Annotated in this window: 10 protein-coding genes and 1 pseudogene; 9 read left to right on the top strand and 2 right to left on the bottom strand. The window is 62.5% G+C overall.

What is annotated here, in order from left to right:
* Positions 1–438: 438 nt before the first annotated feature.
* The 3 genes from coaE to ACP8JZ_RS06410 all read left to right on the top strand — a co-directional run bounded on the left by coaE (position 439) and on the right by ACP8JZ_RS06410 (position 4,715).
* Positions 439–1,056 (top strand): dephospho-CoA kinase, encoded by a 618-nt coding sequence (gene coaE / locus ACP8JZ_RS06420; protein WP_323458728.1) that lies wholly within the window; start codon positions 439–441, stop codon positions 1,054–1,056.
* Between the two features lie 47 nt (positions 1,057–1,103).
* Complete coding sequence (uvrB, locus tag ACP8JZ_RS06415) at positions 1,104–3,203, top strand: excinuclease ABC subunit UvrB (RefSeq protein ID WP_323458729.1); 2,100 nt, start codon at positions 1,104–1,106, stop codon at positions 3,201–3,203.
* Between the two features lie 525 nt (positions 3,204–3,728).
* On the top strand, positions 3,729–4,715 hold the full coding sequence (locus ACP8JZ_RS06410) for a TerC/Alx family metal homeostasis membrane protein (RefSeq protein ID WP_484482274.1): 987 nt from the start codon (positions 3,729–3,731) through the stop codon (positions 4,713–4,715).
* 142 nt (positions 4,716–4,857) lie between these two features.
* Here ACP8JZ_RS06410 and ACP8JZ_RS06405 read toward each other — a convergent pair whose 3' ends face one another.
* Entirely contained in the window at positions 4,858–5,556 is a 699-nt protein-coding gene (locus tag ACP8JZ_RS06405; RefSeq protein ID WP_306517423.1) for a maleylpyruvate isomerase family mycothiol-dependent enzyme, read from the bottom strand.
* Between the two features lie 1,561 nt (positions 5,557–7,117).
* Between ACP8JZ_RS06405 and uvrA the strand changes: the two are divergent.
* Positions 7,118–9,952 (top strand): annotated as a pseudogene (gene uvrA / locus ACP8JZ_RS06400) (excinuclease ABC subunit UvrA); the annotation flags it as partial.
* A gap of 443 nt (positions 9,953–10,395) precedes the next feature.
* Here uvrA and ACP8JZ_RS06395 read toward each other — a convergent pair.
* On the bottom strand, positions 10,396–11,142 hold the full coding sequence (locus tag ACP8JZ_RS06395) for a histidine phosphatase family protein (protein ID WP_306517400.1): 747 nt from the start codon (positions 11,140–11,142) through the stop codon (positions 10,396–10,398).
* 611 nt (positions 11,143–11,753) lie between these two features.
* Between ACP8JZ_RS06395 and ACP8JZ_RS06390 the strand changes: the two genes are divergently transcribed.
* The 5 genes from ACP8JZ_RS06390 (at position 11,754) to whiA (ending at position 18,083) form a co-directional block, all read left to right on the top strand.
* The gene (locus tag ACP8JZ_RS06390) at positions 11,754–12,599 is read left to right on the top strand and encodes a hypothetical protein (RefSeq protein WP_323457284.1); all 846 of its coding nucleotides are present in this window, start codon (positions 11,754–11,756) and stop codon (positions 12,597–12,599) included.
* Between the two features lie 308 nt (positions 12,600–12,907).
* Positions 12,908–14,914, top strand: a complete 2,007-nt coding sequence (gene uvrC, locus ACP8JZ_RS06385) for an excinuclease ABC subunit UvrC (protein ID WP_484482273.1) — start codon at positions 12,908–12,910, stop codon at positions 14,912–14,914.
* 118 nt (positions 14,915–15,032) lie between these two features.
* Positions 15,033–15,929 carry an RNase adapter RapZ gene (gene rapZ / locus ACP8JZ_RS06380; protein ID WP_306516803.1) on the top strand — a complete coding sequence of 299 codons (897 nt, stop codon included), beginning with the start codon at positions 15,033–15,035 and terminating at the stop codon, positions 15,927–15,929.
* A gap of 101 nt (positions 15,930–16,030) precedes the next feature.
* On the top strand, positions 16,031–16,978 hold the full coding sequence (locus ACP8JZ_RS06375; protein ID WP_306516815.1) for a gluconeogenesis factor YvcK family protein: 948 nt from the start codon (positions 16,031–16,033) through the stop codon (positions 16,976–16,978).
* Between the two features lie 121 nt (positions 16,979–17,099).
* Complete coding sequence (whiA, locus tag ACP8JZ_RS06370; protein WP_306516802.1) at positions 17,100–18,083, top strand: DNA-binding protein WhiA; 984 nt, start codon at positions 17,100–17,102, stop codon at positions 18,081–18,083.
* The last annotated feature ends 169 nt before the right edge of the window (positions 18,084–18,252 follow it).

The raw sequence follows: 18,252 nt of genomic DNA, 5'->3' as shown, positions 1-18,252 counted from the left end.
GTGACGGGATCCCCGGGAAAACTGCTCGGCGGATTTCCCGTGCTGTTCGTAGAGCTTCCGTTCCGCGTCTGACTGCCGAGTTGGCACTGAGTTCGCTTCGCTCTGGCGGCAGCCGAGCTGGCTCTGCGAGCTTCCTCCTGCTCACAGAGCTTCCCCTGCCGTGGGGCGAATCTCTGTGTGGTAATCGTGGTCGAGAACGATGAAGATGCCACTGCGCGTGGCAGAACATGGGGATGCGAACAGGATGTGCACACCCCTGACGAATGCAGCGAGATATTTCAGTGGCCCTCGCCAGGATCATGACTTGCGGGATTCTGGTTGCCTGAGATCTCAGCTTTCCGTGCCGCGTCAGCAGAGGGAGAGAGTCAACGGCCTGCCCGATGCAGATGCCCACGATGACGCGCCCATGGTCGACCACGTTCATGACACAATGGGTTGGTGAGCTTCGCACCAGTCTCTGCACCACGCCGCCGTCGTATCGCGCTCACCGGGGGCATTGCGTCTGGCAAAACCACGGTGGCCCAGCTCCTCGCCCAGCGCGGGGCTCTCGTCCTCGACTACGACCAGTTCTCCCGCGACGTTGTCGCGCCCGGTGGCACAGGACTGTCCCGGGTGGCTGCCGAGTTCGGCCCTGAGGTCCTCAACGAGGACGGTAGCTTGAATCGAGCGGCCCTGGCTGAGGTGGTCTTTTCCGATGCACAAGGACGGCAACGGCTGGAAGCCATTCTGCATCCACTCGTCACAGCCCGGGCAGATGAACTTGAGGCACAGGCCCCAGCAGACCAACTCGTCATCCACGACGTTCCGCTGCTGGTCGAAGCAGGGCTTGCTGACAGGTTTGACGTCATCATCGTCACCGATCTCGATCCTGACGAACAGGTGAAACGTGCCCAGGCCCGAGATGGCTCATCGGAACAGCAGGTACGTGATCGAATGGCTGCCCAGGCCAGCCGGGCTGAGCGTCTCGCGGTGGCTGCCCATGTCATCGACACCTCGGGGGCGCTGGAGGAATTGGACGCCAAGGTTGATCGGCTGTGGGCTGAGTTGGTGACGTGACGTCGGACGGCATGGGAAATGGCTTGGCAGCGGCATAGCCTTGGATCATGCGTCCTGTCAACGAGATCACCCGTCGAATCGCCCCAATGCACGTCGTGAGCGAATTCCAGCCTTCCGGCGACCAGCCCAAGGCCATTGACGAGTTGGAGCGACGTCTCAAGGAAGGTGAACAGGACGTCGTGCTGCTGGGTGCCACCGGCACCGGCAAGACGGCCACCGTCGCATGGCTTGCGGAACGGGTGCAGCGCCCGATGCTCGTCATGCAGCCCAACAAGACCCTGGCAGCGCAGTTCGCCCAGGAGCTGCGCGGATTCTTCCCGGACAACGCCGTCGAGTACTTCGTGTCGTACTACGACTACTACCAACCAGAGGCGTATGTTCCGCAGACCGATACCTACATCGAGAAGGACTCCAACATCAACGATGAGGTGGAGCGACTGCGACACTCTGCGACCACGTCGTTGCTCACCCGCCGCGACGTCATCGTCGTCTCCACGGTGTCGGCCATCTATGGTTTGGGCACCCCGTCGGAGTACGTGGAGCGGATGATCACCTTGGAGGTTGGTCAGGAGTGGGACCGACGTGAGTTGTTGTCCGAACTCATCACCAACCAGTACGTTCGCAACGACATCTCTTCCGAACGCGGCACGTTCCGAGTCCAAGGTGACACCATCGAGATCTTCCCGGTGTATGAGGAGAACGCAGTACGTATCGAATTCTTCGGCGATGAGATCGAAGCGCTCACCACGATGCATCCCATCACCGGCGAGGTGCTGCACGAGGACGACATCGTCTACGTCTTCCCCGCGAGCCACTATGCTGCTGGTCCGGAACGCATGGAGCGAGCGATGAAATCGATCGAGGCCGAGTTGTCTGAGCGTCTGACGATCCTGGAGCGTGATGGCAAGCTCTTGGAGGCGCAACGCCTCAAGATGCGTACCACCTATGACCTTGAGATGATGCACCAGATTGGTTCGTGCTCCGGGATCGAGAACTATTCGCGGCACATTGACGGGCGCGGTCCCGGTACCGCCCCGAACTGTCTGCTCGACTATTTCCCCGAGGACTTTCTCCTTGTCGTTGATGAATCGCATGTGACGATTCCTCAGATCGGCGGTATGTACGAGGGTGACATGAGCCGCAAACGCACCCTCGTCGAACACGGTTTTCGACTGCCCAGCGCCATGGACAATCGGCCGCTCAAATTTGACGAGTTCGTCCAACGTATTGGTCAGACGGTGTATCTCTCGGCAACTCCGGGTAGCTACGAGACGGAGCGTGCCAACGGTCAGGTGGAGCAGATCATTCGTCCCACCGGCTTGGTGGATCCGGAGATCATCGTCAAGCCGACCAATGGTCAGATCGACGACCTCATGGGCCTGGTCAAGGAACGTGCCGAGCGTGACGAACGAGTCCTCGTGACGACATTGACGAAGAAGATGGCGGAGGATCTCACCGACTATCTCATGGAGCATGGGGTACGTACTAGATATCTTCATTCCGAGATCGAGACCCTGAAACGCATCGAGTTGCTCAAACAACTGCGTATGGGTGAGTACGATGTGCTGGTGGGTATCAATCTGCTGCGTGAGGGGCTTGACCTTCCCGAGGTGTCACTCGTCGCCATTCTGGACGCCGACAAGGAGGGATTTCTGCGTTCGGATCGGTCGCTCATCCAGACCATCGGTCGCGCAGCCCGAAACGTCAATGGCCAGGTCGTCATGTACGCTGACACGATCACTGAGTCGATGGGGTTTGCCATTGACGAGACGAATCGTCGTCGCGAAATCCAGCTGGCCTACAACAAGGAACACGGCATCGATCCGACGCCGCTGCGCAAGAAGATCGGTGACATCACCGAGATGTTGGCACGTGAGGAGGCCGACACCGACGAACTCGTGGCCCGGTTCGACTACGGCAAGGGACACCGTGGCTACGACTCGATGATCACCGATGAGCAACGGGCACATCGGCAGCTGGACAGCGGGAAGATGAGCGAGCAGGAGCTTGGCGACCTCATTGTGGAGCTCACCGCGCAGATGCGTGACGCTGCTGGCGAGCTCAAGTTCGAGGTGGCGGCACGTCTGCGTGACGAGATCGCTGACCTCAAGAAGGATTTGCGCCAGATGGTGGAGGCCAACCGCTGAGTTGAGAGCATCGGTCGGTGGGAGACCCTTGGGTGGCCCAATATTTTCTACCGACCGCTGCATGAGGCGTTGAAGCCTCGGTTCTGAACCTATGTGATGCCATGGCTTGGACTCGGCGCGTGGTATTTCTGTTACGGATGGTGTGTGCTGCCACGCCTCGTGGCATGAACGTGATGTGGGAACGGATTTTCCACGCTCCGTCCAGCGACCACGCACCAGTTGCTGGGGATGGCTTGCGCTACGCAGGAGATGCCTCACGGGATTCAGGCGAAAGGATCCGGCGACCTCAGGGATCGTCGGGGTGGGGGAATCGGCCGTACATGTCGCGCAGGGCTTTTCTGCAACAGAAAAACAAGGTGACAGAGCGGGTCACGGGATGTCACACTGGTAACTCCTGAGGGGGAGTAGTCTGCGAATGCTGTGGTCGTCACCACGGTCGCGCCATCGCGATCCGGCCACCCGACTCCGAGAGTGACTTGGAGTGGACGAGACCTTCGGACCTTCCCATGCACGTCAGGAGGCCCGATGCCTGTCCACTCGTACACTTGGATCATCACCATCGCCGTCATGCTCGGTCTGCTCATCTTTGATGTGCTCCTCATGAAACGGCACCCACACAAACCATCTGCCAAGGAATGCAGCATCTGGGTCAGCGTTTACATCGGGCTTGCGTTGATTTTCGGGATGGGCGTCTGGATGCTCGCCGGTAGGTCATGGGGGCGTCAGTTCTATGCGGTGTGGATAACTGAATACAGTCTGTCTCTGGACAATTTGTTCATCTTCATCATTCTCATGAGCAAGTTGAAGGTTCCGGAGAAATTGCAGCAATTCGCATTGTTGTGTGGAATCATTCTTGCCTTGGTTTTCCGCGGCGTTTTCATTGCACTTGGCAAGGCTGTCCTCGACGCCTGGGCTTGGGTGTTCTTCGTCTTCGGACTTTTCCTGTTGTACTCGGCGATCAGCTTGGTCAAGGAGTACTTCTCCACGGATGGCAGTGAGGGGGATGCTCCCGACAACGCCCTCATGAGATGGGTGAAGCGCCGAGTCCCCACCACTGGTGACTACCGTGGAACGGCATTTCTGGTCAAGGAGGATGGTAAGCGTCTGGCCACGTCCATGCTCACCGTGATTGTTGCTCTGGGGAGTACGGATCTACTCTTCGCCCTGGATTCCATCCCGGCAAGTTATGGATTGACCAATGAGCCTTACCTCATTTTCACAGCAAACGTCTTTGCTCTCATGGGGCTTCGGCAACTGTATTTCCTGTTGGGAAATCTGCTCAACAGGCTGGTTTTCCTGCAGCTGGGATTGGCAGTCATCTTGGGGTTCATTTCTCTCAAACTCGTGGGGCATGCCATGAACCATTACGGTCTCGATGAGAAATGGTTGGGGTTCTCTGCAGAGACGTCGGAAGGCGTCTCTCTGGGGGTCATCATCGTCACCCTCATCGTCACGACGGTGGCGTCACTGACGTACTCCCGTCTGCACCCGGGAGCGAGTGGGCGCGACTGAAGCTGTGTCGATGGGTGGGATGATGTCCGCCGAATGCGTCCATATATGCAGATGAGCACTCGGTCAGACAATTGCTGTTGCGTACGGGCATCGTGAACTATCCCCGTGGATTTGTCTCCACGTCCGCCATGAGTGCCTTCCGTCAGCTCAGCAGCGGGATCACCAGGTGCTCGGCCCCGGTGAGAGAATTCGAAGTGCCACGTCCGGACAACCACCCGGCGAGTTCGGCGTCTGAGCCATGCACTGTTGTGGCAAAACCGCTTGAACCAATGCGGTCGGTGTAACCGGAGTCTGACACGATGCGCAGCGCCGGAACGTCTGCACGGTTGTGGAGTCGGAAACACACCCATTGCAGCAGTATGCGAGCGCTGAGGTCGTCAAGACTGCGCAGATCAAAGTCGATGTCCAAATCGACGTGGTGCAGCACGACCTCCGCCAGACGGACGGAGGGGAGCTCGTGGGCATGGACGAGTATCCCCGGGCCGAGGATCACTGGTGTGGCGGGGTCCACAGGATCAAGTGCGTCAAAGATCTCGTGGAGTTCGCCTGCTGCTGTGTCCATGTCGATCTGCAGTTCGACTCCCGGACGTTCCGACCCGCGCTCGATCTCGGAGATGCGATTTTCGCGTGATTCGTACAGGGGACCGGGTTGCTCACCGTTGACGAGTGCTGAGGCCACTCGACCCAGGGCTTGGGCACCTCGTGCCAAATGCGTTGCGACATGCGCGCGTGTCCATCCCGGTAGCAGACTGGGAGACTGCCATTGCTCATCGGAAATGTCCATGGTGGCACCGAGCAGTCGCTGGGTGGCATCCCTTTTCGCTTGGCGGACCTCGGACATGGGTGCATCAATGCGTAACCCCGATGAGTGCGTCTGCGAGGTGGTCATGACTCGACCATATATTGTCTGATCTGCTGAAACGATCCTCCCTCGGTTCAGCAGGGTTGGAGCGACACTATCCACTCATGCGGGTCGTGGCTGGGCGTGGAATTGTGGTGGGCGAGTGCGTCTGCTGCCACATGGGGTGGCAGGTGGGACGCTCTGAGACCCGTCGTCCGTAGCGGCAGCAGTTGCCTGGCCTCAATTTCAGATCGATGCGCTCCAGGTGTCCCAACAAGGGTCCATGGGCAAATTGGGAGATGCACTGACTCCGGGGGAGCTGCCGCGGGGGCCTCGTGACGTCCTTGTGGCGTGCAGCCTTCATGGCCTCGGCATCTTCCGGCGAGCTGTGGCTTTTCTGTTACGCGCCGTGGATACTGCCACGAGAGATGGTAGATGGTTGCGTTGTGAACAGGATTTCCACGAAGCCTGTTCCCCATGCACGGTTTGGGCCATGTACGGATTGGACGCATCGGCAGTAGACCCGGCGGCCTATTCGGGTCTGCCTACCTCCGTGCCCAGTCTGATCGAAGACATGGCTTGGCGTGTCTGTCATGGGGTGAGAAACGAGTAGCACCGGGACGTGAAAACGGGGATGTGAAAGCTGTGAGCTGTGGTAAATCCGTTGTGAAGTGAAAGTGCTGCCACGTGGGGCAGCAGAGTGATCGGCGGGAACGAGATTTCCACGGAGGGGATTGGTCACGGTCGACCACGCAGGCTTGCGGGTCTGGATCCGTGTGGGACTGAAATCTGCGATGGAGATGAATCGCGCCGGAGATGGGGAGGGTTGCTCCTGATGCCAGGCTGTCGCCCCGATGCCATGATGTTGAGGGGTGTGGGGGCGCGGCGATGAAGTTGCTGTGGTTTTTCTGTTACAGATTGCGGTTGTTGCCATATGGGTGGCAGCGGAGATCAGGGGAAACAATTTTTCCGCGGAAGCGGGCATATTGTTCAGGGCCTGCCGAGGTGGTTGTGGGGTCGTGGAGAGGTCGCGCTGAAGCGGCCATGGAGTCGTGAAGTGGTCATATCGTTCGAGGCCGGTTCGGACCCGCCGAAGTGACTGTGGAGTCGTGAGGCGCGCTTATCGTACGAGGTCGACTTGGGCCCGCCGAGGTGGCGGCGGAGTTCCGGGGAAACAGGTTTTCCGCGGAAGCGGGCATGTTGTTCAGGATCGGCTTGGAGCCTGCTGGGATGGTTGTGGGGTCGTGTGAAGCGGGCATATCGTTCGAAGTCGGCCTGGGTTTCGCCGAGACGGCTGCGGAGCCGTGAAGTGGCGTGCCGTTCGGGGCCGGCACTTCCAGCCTGCTGCAGGATCTCACCCGTGCGGACTCGGAAGTGGTCCTCACCAAGGCTGGTCTGCCGTCGCCGGACGAACCTCACCCTTGTGAGTTCGGAAGTGGTTGAGATGGTGCGGTTCTGAGCAGACCTGGCCCTTGAGGACTCGACGCCATGAGAGAACGCCTCCCAGCGCGCCCGGCGGATCTGTGAGGATTACCTCGCCCCTCCCGTAACATGGCTGGACGTGAGTGGTGATCGAATAGTCGTGCGGGGAGCCCGGGAACACAATCTGCGCAATGTCAACGTGGAACTTCCTCGGGACCAGCTCATCGTCTTCACCGGCCTCAGCGGGTCGGGCAAGTCATCCCTGGCCTTCGACACGATCTTCGCCGAGGGTCAGCGCCGCTACGTCGAGTCCCTGTCGGCATATGCACGTCAGTTCCTCGGTCAGATGGACAAGCCCGACGTCGACTTCATCGAGGGGCTGTCCCCGGCGGTGTCCATCGACCAGAAGTCGACCTCGCGCAACCCGCGTTCCACGGTGGGCACCATCACCGAGATCCACGACTACCTGCGTCTGTTGTGGGCGCGCATCGGTGTGCCGCACTGCCCCATCTGTGGCGAACCCATCGCCAAACAGACCCCGCAGCAGGTCGTCGACCGGCTGCTCACCATCGACGAACGCACCAAGTTCCAGGTGCTCGCCCCAGTGGTACGTGGCCGCAAGGGGGAGTACGTCGAACTGTTCCGCCAGCTCACCACCGACGGTTTCACTCGTGTGCGGGTGGACGGCACGGTGTACCGGCTGGGTGAGGTGCCGGCCCTGGACAAGAAACGCAAGCACGACATCGACGTGGTCGTCGACCGGCTCGTCGTCAAGCCCTCGATCAAGCAGCGGCTCACCGAGTCGGTGGAGACCGCCATGCGGCTGGCGAGTGGCGTCGTCGCCGTCGACTTCGTCGATCGCCCCGAGGACGCCCCGGACCGGGAACGGCGGTTCTCGGAGAATCTGGCCTGTCCCAATGGCCACGACGTCGAGATGGATGAGCTGGAGCCGAGGCAATTCTCGTTCAACGGCCCGTGGGGTGCCTGCCCGGTGTGCTCCGGGCTGGGAACGACCCAGGACGTCGACCCGGAGCTCGTCGTCCCCGATTCCCAGGTGAGTCTGGTGGACGGGGCCGTAGCGCCGTGGGCGACCCCCCAGGTGGCCAGACACTTCAGACACGTCTTCGAGGGGTTGGGTGCCGATCACGACTTCGACCCGACCCTGCCGTGGGCCGAACTTCCGAAAAAGGTGAGGAAGCTCGTCCTGGAGGGTGACGGCGATCCGGTCATGGTGACCTACCGCAACCGGTTCGGACGGGTGCGTTCCTTCTCGCAGAACTACGAGGGCGTGCTGCACTACGTGCGTCGTCGTTACGACGAGGCCGAGACGGACTCGGCCCGGTCGCGGTGGGGGCAGTACCTGCGCGAACATCCCTGCCCGGCCTGCGACGGCAAACGCCTCAAACCGTCCAGTCTGGCGGTGACGGTGGACGGGCACTCCATCGCCGATGTCGCCGACATGTCGGTGGGCAAGGCGTCGGAATTCTTCGACGCCCTCACCCTCAGCGAGCGCGACGCCATGATCTCGGCGCGAGTGGTCAAGGAGGTACGAGCCAGGCTGCGTTTCCTCGTCGACGTCGGCCTGGACTACCTCACCCTGTCGCGCTCGGCGGGATCGCTGTCGGGCGGTGAGGCCCAGCGGATCCGGCTCGCCACGCAGATCGGCTCGGGCCTGGTGGGTGTGCTCTACGTGCTTGATGAGCCGTCCATCGGGCTGCACCAGCGCGACAACCGTCGTCTCATCGAGACCCTCGTGCGGCTGCGAGACATGGGCAACACGCTCATCGTCGTCGAACATGACGAGGAGACGATCCGCGAGGCCGACTGGGTGGTAGACGTCGGCCCGGGAGCCGGTGAGCACGGCGGCAAGATCGTCGTGAGCGGCCCGGTCAAACAGCTGCTCGCCAGCAGGGAATCCCTCACCGGGGCCTACTTGGCAGGCAGACGCTCGATCCCGGTGCCGCAGGTGCGTCGCCCCCGCACCGGCCGTGATCTCGTCGTCAAGGGGGCGCGTCAGAACAATCTCAAGAACATCGACGTCACCTTCCCGCTGGGGCAGTTCGTCGTCGTCACCGGCGTGAGTGGCTCGGGCAAGTCGACGCTCGTCAACCAGATCCTCTACACCTCGTTGGCCAGTCGTCTGCACGGGTCGCGCACGGTTCCGGGCAGGCACGACACCGTGACAGGCATTGACGAGATCGACAAGGTGATCCACGTCGACCAGTCGCCGATCGGGCGCACACCGCGCTCCAACCCGGCCACCTACACCGGGGTGTTCGACAAGATTCGCGCACTGTTCGCCCAGACTCCCGAGGCGAAGATACGCGGCTACCAGCAGGGGCGGTTCTCGTTCAACATCAAGGGTGGGCGGTGTGAGAACTGCCAGGGTGAAGGCACCATCAAGATCGAGATGAACTTCCTGCCCGACGTCTACGTCCCCTGTGAGGTGTGTCACGGCGCGCGCTACAACCGCGAGACGCTGGAGGTGCACTACAAGGGCAAGACGATCGCCGACGTGCTCGACATGCCGATCGAGGAGGCGGCGGAGTTCTTCGAACCGATCAAGTCCATCCATCGGCACCTCAAGACCCTTGTCGAGGTGGGGTTGGGGTACGTGAGGCTGGGGCAGCCTGCGACCACCCTGTCCGGTGGTGAGGCGCAGCGCGTCAAGCTGGCCTTCGAACTGCAGCGACGCTCGACGGGGCGTACCCTCTACGTCCTCGACGAGCCCACCACCGGGCTGCACTTCGAGGACATCAACAAGCTGCTCAAGGTGCTTGGCAGGCTCGTCGAGCAGGGCAACTCGGTGATCGTCATCGAGCACAATCTGGACGTCATCAAGACGGCTGACTGGATCATCGACATGGGTCCCGGCGGGGGCGACGGCGGTGGCACCGTCGTGGCGCAGGGCAGCCCGGAGGAGGTTGCGGCCTGTCCCGACTCGTTCACCGGGCAGTTCCTGGCGGAGATTCTCTGAGGGGTGGGCCACCCCAGGTGCGTGGGGCGGACGCTACCCCAGACGCAAGAACCACAAAGTCCTTGCACTCTGCTCCAGATGCGTGGGGTAGCCCATAACGGCAACGTCCAGCCCGATCCCCGGTGCATCACACCCTGCTGCAGGCGCGCTGGGTGGGCAGTGGATGGGGCCCAGGCACGCAGTGGATGGTGATCCTCACCGCCCACCCCTCTGGGGGAGTGGAGCCGGGGAACCGGTGGTGCTGTCGTGGTGGATGAGTCGCTCCTACCCTTCCAGGGGGAGTGGAGCCGTTGCGTGCGGGACCGCCCGGGGCAGGGCGGCGTCGGTCACGCCCCAAGATCTCAACCTTCCTGTTCGTGACAGGGCTGGGGCCAAGGCCTTCAGTTCCCTTGGTTCTGGAGAGAGCTTCAGGGGCTGAGGGTGGCAGGTGGGCGCTGCTCTCAGCGGGTGCCGGGATTTCCGGTGGCGCTGGCTCGTGCGCCATGCACCATGCCGGCGACGACGAGGTGATCGACTCGGTTGATCCAGTGCACTTCACAGGAGTTGGGATGGATCTCGATCATCGAGGTGGACGTGTTGGCCAGGTTGAACCACCACGGTTCGGTGCCGGTGGGGTAGTCGGCCAGCTGGGCGGCGCGCTGTGGAGCGATGATCGTCTCTAGGGTGAGTGCCCCGATGGCGCCGTGCCCCACCCAGGCGACGACGTCGTCATCGGCGTGGGCACTGATAAGCCACGACGCGATCCGGCTGGCCCGCTCGACGGCATGGGCCGGGGTCTCGATGTCGTCGTGGTACCAGCCGTCCGCGGTGATGTCTGGATCGAGGACGGCACGCGGGGTGTGTGCGGCAAGCGCGGAGCGCGACGAGCCGGGGTGGGCTCGGGGTCCATCCGGGGTGATCTGCACCGGACCGGGGCGTTCGTGCAGCAGGCTCTTGACACCGATCGGAAGATCGAGGGCGTCGGCCAGTGGCGCGGCGGTCTGCAGGGTACGGCTCATGGGGGAGCAGTAGATGTGCGTCGGGCGCGGGTCGACGCCGGGAATCCAGTCGGCGAGCGCGTGCGCCTGACGGTGCCCGAGCTCGGTGAGTTCCGGGTCGGGTAGACGACCGGTGGTGTAGGCGTTTCCTCCTTGGTTGGCGAGTGCGTTGTTGGTGGACTGTCCGTGGCGGATGAGGAGAAGATGCACGGCATCAGCCTACTGGTGAGCTGCGCCCACGGTCATCATCAATGGACTGCCGCTGGCATACTGTTCTGCCTAGTGGTGCACACATGCAGACGCTCCACGAGGCAGTTGACGAGGGATCATGATGGGGGCCACGGAGATCGGGGTTGAGACCTTTCGAGTCCCAGCTGGGCGTGTTCTATGAAGAGATAGCTTCTGACATGGATGGTTGCCACGTTCATTCAATACCGTTGAATGCTCATCTTTCTACCGGGCACACGCTCCCATGGTGTTCAGGTCACCTGTCACCAGGAAGATCGGATAGATGGGTACTCAATTCCAACCCCGTGCACTGGCATCACGTATTCACGGTTAGTGTTATCGCTATGAGGCATTGCAAGGTTGTTGCCGTTGGTGCTGCTGCGGCTCTCGTATTGACGGCGTGTGGGTCGTCGAAGGATTCATCCACGCAGGTATCACCTGCTTTCAAGGTGTCGGCGTCTGCACAGGCATCCTCTTCAGTATCTTCCGTGGGTACGTCGGCGTCGGTGACGCCCTCCGCCACCCCAACGCCTACGCCCACCCCCACTCCGACCCCGCACAAGCCTGATGCGACGAAGGCTGATCTGGAGTCGATGGAGATTCCGAGTGATTGCACTGTCTCTGCAGACGCACGACTGTCCAACGGCGAGTTCCATGACAAGAAAAATCACATTGACGTGAGGCTCGTCGGCACCTCAGCTTCCGTGGACGTCAATGGGGATCGGGTCCGAGAACAGGTTTCCTTCTTGAACTGCTACACGGGAGGAAATGCACCTTTGCCGGACTTTCTCGCTGTCGTAGGTCGTGGTGGACGTCTCATCGCTTTCAAAGGCTTGGAATCCTTGAACCCTGCGGCTGTACATGGGTTCAATGGAAAAACGGTGACTGCCCATGGCCACGACATCAGATTTACCGCAGACATCACTGGTGTTCCCATGTCAGGTATTGCCAAGGTGAAGGGCAGCCAATTGATCTTCGACATGGATCCCGGTCCGTGGAAGAATGCCAGCTTCACCATGCAAGGTTTTGGTCCAGCAAAGGTTGGATCGCAGGTCAAAAATATGCCGGGGGCACAATATGATGACTCGTGCGGCATCGTCAGGGTTCCGGGCAGGCCACGTAATTTGGACATCGTTCCCGATGACAGTGGTACCGTCATCAAACATGTGGGCACCAGGGATCCGAAGTTCCACACCCGATCTGGTGCCCACGTCGGTATGTCCGAGAAGCAGCTGCGCAAGATCTATGGTTCGGCTCTGAAACCAGTGACGGTTGGCTCACAATCGCCCACGGAGGGTTTGGCCATCAGCAGTGGTGGACACTCCATGGCCTTCTGGTTGGATTACGAGGATCGCCATGTCACGACCATCTACGTCTCTGATGGACCGGCAGGTCCTATCAGTTATTGTGATGACGCCTATAAGGAAGACTGGTCCTGACCCCATCCGTTGGCAGTTCCCTGTCATTGGTGCTCTCACGCTTGCTCCAGTTGGGTGAGCAGGTACCGTAGACCTCTGCTCGCCGATGTCTTGACCGTGGGGAGGCGTGAACATGCGTGATGCCAGCGCGCCCACCCCGGCTTGCCTCGCAACTGGGTCGCGTGGATCGCGTCCAATGTGTCTGGGTCCGGTGGAGTCCAATCCGGCGGAGCAACTCCCCGCGATCCCGAGACCAGCTGCACCGAGTCCAGTGTGGTGGGGGCCAGCACCTCTGAACGTGGTGGTCTCCACCTCGGCAGGGCCGAACCGTGGCTGACCCGTCCACCTACCGCCCCGCCCCCGGCACGATCCCCACCCAGCCCGGCGTCTACCGATTCAGCGACGAGCACGGTCAGGTCATCTACGTCGGCAAGGCGAAGAACCTGCGCAACCGTCTCAACTCGTACTTCCAGGACATCTCGGCCCTGCACCCGCGCACCCAGCGCATGGTCACCACCGCCGCCCACGTGCAGTGGACCGTCGTGCAGAACGAGTTGGAGTCCCTGCAGCTCGAGTACACGTGGATCAAGGAGTTCGACCCACGGTTCAACGTCATGTACCGCGACGACAAGTCGTACCCGTGGCTGTGCATCACATGGAGCGATGAGTTCCCACGCGTGTTCGTCGGCCGTGGCAAACGCCGCAAGGGGTGGCGCTACTTCGGCCCGTTCGGCCAGGCGTGGGCCATTCGCGACACCATGGAGACCCTGCTGCGCGTCTTCCCGATGCGTTCGTGCTCCACCGGCGTGTTCAACCGGGCCCGCTCCCAGGGACGCCCCTGCCTGCTGGGCTACATCGGCAAGTGCTCGGCTCCCTGTGTGGACCGGATCGGCCCCGACGAGCATCGTGCCATCGTCGCGGACTTCTGCTCCTTCATGGCCGGGCGCACCGCGCCGATCCTGCGACGCATCCGTACCGAGATGGACGAGGCTGCCGAGAACCTTGAGTTCGAGCGGGCCGCCGTGCTGCGTGACTCGTTGGACTCGCTCACCAAGGCCATGGAGCGCAACGCCATCGTGCTCACCGACGGCACCGACGCCGACGTCATCGCCCTGGCGGTGGATCCCCTGGAGGTGGGGGTGAAGATCTTCCACGTGCGCAACGGGCGAGTCCGTGGCGAACGCGGCTGGGTGGCCGACCGTGCCGACGACGCCGAACCCGCCGAGCTCATGGAGGAGTTCCTGCTGCAGCTCTACGGACTGGACCCCGACGGCACCTCCGGTCAGATCCGTGACGACGGGCAGGGTCCGGCGATCCCCAAGGAGGTCCTCGTCTCGGTCGAACCGAGCTCCATGGAGGGCCTGGGCGAACTGCTCACGAACCTGCGCGGCTCCAGGGTGAACCTGCGCGTGCCGATGCGTGGCGACAAACGCACCCTCATGGACACCGTCACCCGCAATGCCCAGGAGGTGCTCGAACAGCACAAGCTCAAACGCTCCTCCGACCTCGCCACCCGCACCCGCGCCCTGGAGGAGATCCAGGAGGCGCTCGGGTTGGACCGTGCCCCGCTGCGCATGGAGTCCTACGACATCTCCCACATCCAGGGCACGAACGTCGTGGGCTCCATGGTCGTCTTCGAGGACGGCATGCCGCGCAAGTCGGAATATCGCCGGTTCGTCATCAAGAGTTTCGACGGCTCCGACGACTTCGCCGCCATGCACGAGGTGCTTTCAAGACGCCTTCGCCGCCTGCAGCAGGATCGGGAACAGATGGCTGCTGCCGCCGAACCCGACGGTGAGGTCACCGGTACTCTCGTCGACCCCACGACCGGTGCCCCGCGCAAGTTCGCCTACGCCCCGCACCTCATCGTCGTCGACGGGGGTGCACCTCAGGTGCACGCCGCCCAGCAGGTGCTCGAGGAATTCGGGCTGGACGACGAGATCGCCCTGTGTGGCCTCGCCAAACGTCTCGAGGAGGTGTGGCTGCCCGACGAGGAGTGGCCGGTCATCCTGCCGCGTACCTCGGAGGGGCTCTACCTGCTGCAGCGGTTGCGTGACGAGGCCCACCGGTTCGCCATCACCTTTCACCGGTCCAAACGGTCCAAGGCGATGGTCGAGTCCGTCCTGGACGACGTGCCTGGGCTGGGGGAGGTGCGTCGCAAGGCCCTGCTCAAGAAATTCTCCTCGGTGCGGGCGCTGCGTCGCGCCAGTGCCGAGGAGATTGCCGAGCTGCCCGGGTTCGGCCCCAAACTTGCCACCCAGGTCGTCACGGCCCTGCAGGGTGAGCAGACGCCGACTGGCGTCAACACTGCCACCGGCGAGGTGATCGAGGAGTGAACGACATCCCACCGTTCACTGCTCGCTCATCATGATGGGTTCTGCGCAGACCGGGAAGATCCGTGACGGGCATGATCCCATGGACATGGCAGCACATGATCCTCTCGAACTGCCTACGATGGACACCGTGACCACTACGACGAATCCCGACGGCTCCCAGCCACCCCAGCGTGTCGCCGTCATCACCGGCATGTCCGGAGCGGGTAGGCGTACTGCGGCCCACGCCATGGAGGACCTGGGCTGGTACGTCGTCGACAATCTGCCGCCGACGATGCTGACCGCCCTGTGCGACGAGGTCGACAGCCACGGCATTCGACTCCTGGCAGTGGTGGCCGACGTGCGTACCCGCAGTCTCTTCGATTCCCTGGGAGACGCCCTCTCACAACTGCGCGACCGGGGCATCGATCCAGAGATTCTCTTTCTGGAGGCCACCGACGAGACGATCGTCAAACGTCAGGAGTCCAGCCGTCGCCCCCTGCCACTGCAGCGTGGCGGGCACCTGCTGGAGGCCATCGCCCTGGAACGGCGAATGCTCTCCACCTTGCGCGCCGACGCCGACCTCGTCATCGACACCTCGGGAATCACCACCCGCCAGCTGGCTCAGCGCATTGACCACGCCTTCGCCGTCGACGAGACGACCGGCTTGGCCTACCAGGTGATGTCCTTCGGCTTCAAACGTGGGGTCCCGGTGGATGCCGACCTCGTCTTCGACGTGCGCTTCCTGCCCAACCCGTTCTGGGTGCCGGAGCTGCGCCCCAAGACTGGGCTGTCGCCGGACGTGTCCTCCTACGTCCTGGCGCAACCGGGAGCCGTGGGCTTCGTTGCCGGAGTGGACCAACTGCTCACCGGCATGGAGGACGGCTATCTTCGGGAAGGGAAGAAACAGGTGACGGTGGCCATCGGCTGCACCGGTGGCAAACACCGCAGTACCGCGATCACCGAGGAACTGGCGGCCAGACTACGGTCTCGAGGACGACGCACCGCCGTCCTGCATCGAGATCTGGGGAGGGAATGACGATGACGTCGCAGTTTTACCCCGAGTACGACGACAACGCCGCCTACGGGGGCAACGGATATGAAGGCAATGACTACGGGCCGATCGGTGCCGCGACCCCGATGTATCGGCCAGCCGTCACCGCCTTCGGTGGAGGGCACGGCCTGGCGGCCTCGCTGCGCGCCATGCGCCGCATCACCGACCGCATCACCGCCGTCGTGACGGTGGCCGACAACGGCGGATCGTCCGGACGCCTGCGTGAGGAGTTCGACTGTCTACCGCCTGGTGACCTACGTCAGGCGCTGGCCGCGTTGTGTGCCGATGACTTCGTGGGGCGTACCTGGGCCCAGGTGATGCAGTCCCGGTTCCGTGGCGATGGACCGCTGGCGGGGCATGCCATCGGCAATCTGCTCATTGCCGGGCTGTGGCAGGAGCTGGATGACCCGGTGGCGGGCCTGGACATGGTGGGTCAGCTGCTCGGCACCCGGGGTCGTGTGCTGCCGATGTCGCTCATGCCCCTGGACATCACTGCCGAGGTCGTCGGCCTGGACCCGAACCGTCCCGACGAGATGTACAGTCTCACCGGCCAGTCGACCATCGCCAAGACGAGCGCCGAGGTGATCGAGGTGCACCTCGACCCGCCCGACCCGCCGGCCAGCCCGTCGGTGCTGGAGGCCATCGAGACCTCCGACGTGCTCGTACTGGGCCCCGGATCGTGGTTCACCTCGGTGATGCCACACCTGCTCGTGCCACAGATCGTCGAGGCCATCATGGATTCCGACGCCCTCAAGATCCTCACCCTCAATGTTGCCGGGGCCGACGAGACCAACGGCTTCAGCCCAGCACGACACCTGGAGGTGTTGGCCGAGCACGAGCCGCGTATTAGGTTCGATGTCGTCCTTGCCGATCGCTCCTTCGCACGGAGCGATCCGCATCTGGGGACGTTCGCGCGCAACCTGGGAGCACGAATCGTCGAGGCCGATCTGGCCATGCACGACGGTTCGGCACGTCATGACCCGTTGCGGCTGGCCTCGGCCTACGCCGAGGTCATGGGGGTGCGCATCCGGTGACACGCTTTCGACGCATTCGCTGACGTCGTGAGGCTCGGGGAGCCTCGAATCACCGTGCCAGCCCCGGCTGGCATCTGGACGAGGATCCTGGTCGTGGATCCGGACAAGGAAAGGCGCCATCATGGCTCTCACCACGGACATCAAGGTGGAACTGGCTCGTGTCGAGACGGCGAAGGCATGCTGCCGGTGCGCTGAGATCACCGCGATGCTGCGTTTCGCGGGACGGGTACAGGTGGTGCGTGGGCACGTCGTCGTCGAGGCCGAGTTCGACACTCGCCAGGCTGCCGACCGCTTTGCGGAAGCCATTCGGGACGCCTTCAACCTCCAGTGCGAGATGATCGTCATCGGCCCCTCGGAGTCGACGAGCAATACCCGGTATCTTCTGCGGATGGTGCGAGGTGGAGCCGAGCTTGCTCGACTGACCGGACTCGTGGATCGGGCGGGTAGGCCGGTGCGAGGCTTGCCGGCGTCGGTCGTTGGGTCCGGGAAATGCTGTCAGGCCGCCATCTGGCGTGGCGCCTTCCTGGGCAATGGGGCATTGACGCATTCCAGTCAGTCCATCTGCCTCGAAGTGCTCTCACCCAGCCCGGAGGCGGCCTTGGCCCTGGTTGGCTCGGCTCGCAGACTGAACGTGCCAGCAAAGACTCGTCGCACGCGTCACGTGGATCGAGCCATCGTCCGAGACGCCGATGCCATCTCGACGCTGTTCACCGTCATGGGGGCCGTCGAGGGGGTCCGTGCCTGGCGCGAGAGCCTGGCTGCGCAGGAATCCCACGTTGGTGTGAACCGACTGGCGAACTTCGATGACGCCAATTCCCGCCGATCCGCACAGGCGGCCCAGACGGCCTCACTGCGCGTTCGTCGTGCCCTGGAAATACTGGGTGACGACGTCCCGGAGCATTTGCTCAAGGCAGGAGAGCTCCGTCTGGAGCACAAGGACGCCAGCCTGGAGGAACTGGGGCAGTTCCACGTACCACCCCTGACGAAGGACGCCATCGCGGGACGAATCCGTCGCCTGCTGGCAATGGCCGACAAGGAGGCCAGGTCGCGCAATCTGCCCACCACCGCCGATGCCGCATCGGCAGAGCGTGGACGCGGCCACTGACCCGTGCCGCCCGGTTGTGAGATGAGGCATTCCCCAATGGCCATTCCCCAATGGCAGAGGTTCCGGCGGTGCCGGTGCCGATCAGCACGTGTGTTCACCATGAGGGCCATGCGCCCACAGATTTTGAACAGCGGCTATTGTTGGACATGTCCAAGTGCAGTCAAAGCAC

The sequence above is a fragment of the Cutibacterium sp. LaCa_286 genome (assembly GCF_057198075.1).
Note: the sequence above shows the minus strand (reverse complement) of the source record. Positions and strands in the feature narration are given on the sequence as shown.

Coding starts and splice junctions, on each gene's coding strand:
- rapZ (WP_306516803.1), top strand. CDS start 15,033: ATGGACACCGTGACCACTACGACGAATCCCGACGGCTCCCAGCCACCC.
- ACP8JZ_RS06405 (WP_306517423.1), bottom strand. CDS start 5,556: ATGTCCGAGGTCCGCCAAGCGAAAAGGGATGCCACCCAGCGACTGCTC.
- whiA (WP_306516802.1), top strand. CDS start 17,100: ATGGCTCTCACCACGGACATCAAGGTGGAACTGGCTCGTGTCGAGACG.
- ACP8JZ_RS06410 (WP_484482274.1), top strand. CDS start 3,729: ATGCCTGTCCACTCGTACACTTGGATCATCACCATCGCCGTCATGCTC.
- uvrB (WP_323458729.1), top strand. CDS start 1,104: ATGCGTCCTGTCAACGAGATCACCCGTCGAATCGCCCCAATGCACGTC.
- ACP8JZ_RS06375 (WP_306516815.1), top strand. CDS start 16,031: ATGTATCGGCCAGCCGTCACCGCCTTCGGTGGAGGGCACGGCCTGGCG.
- ACP8JZ_RS06390 (WP_323457284.1), top strand. CDS start 11,754: ATGGAGATTCCGAGTGATTGCACTGTCTCTGCAGACGCACGACTGTCC.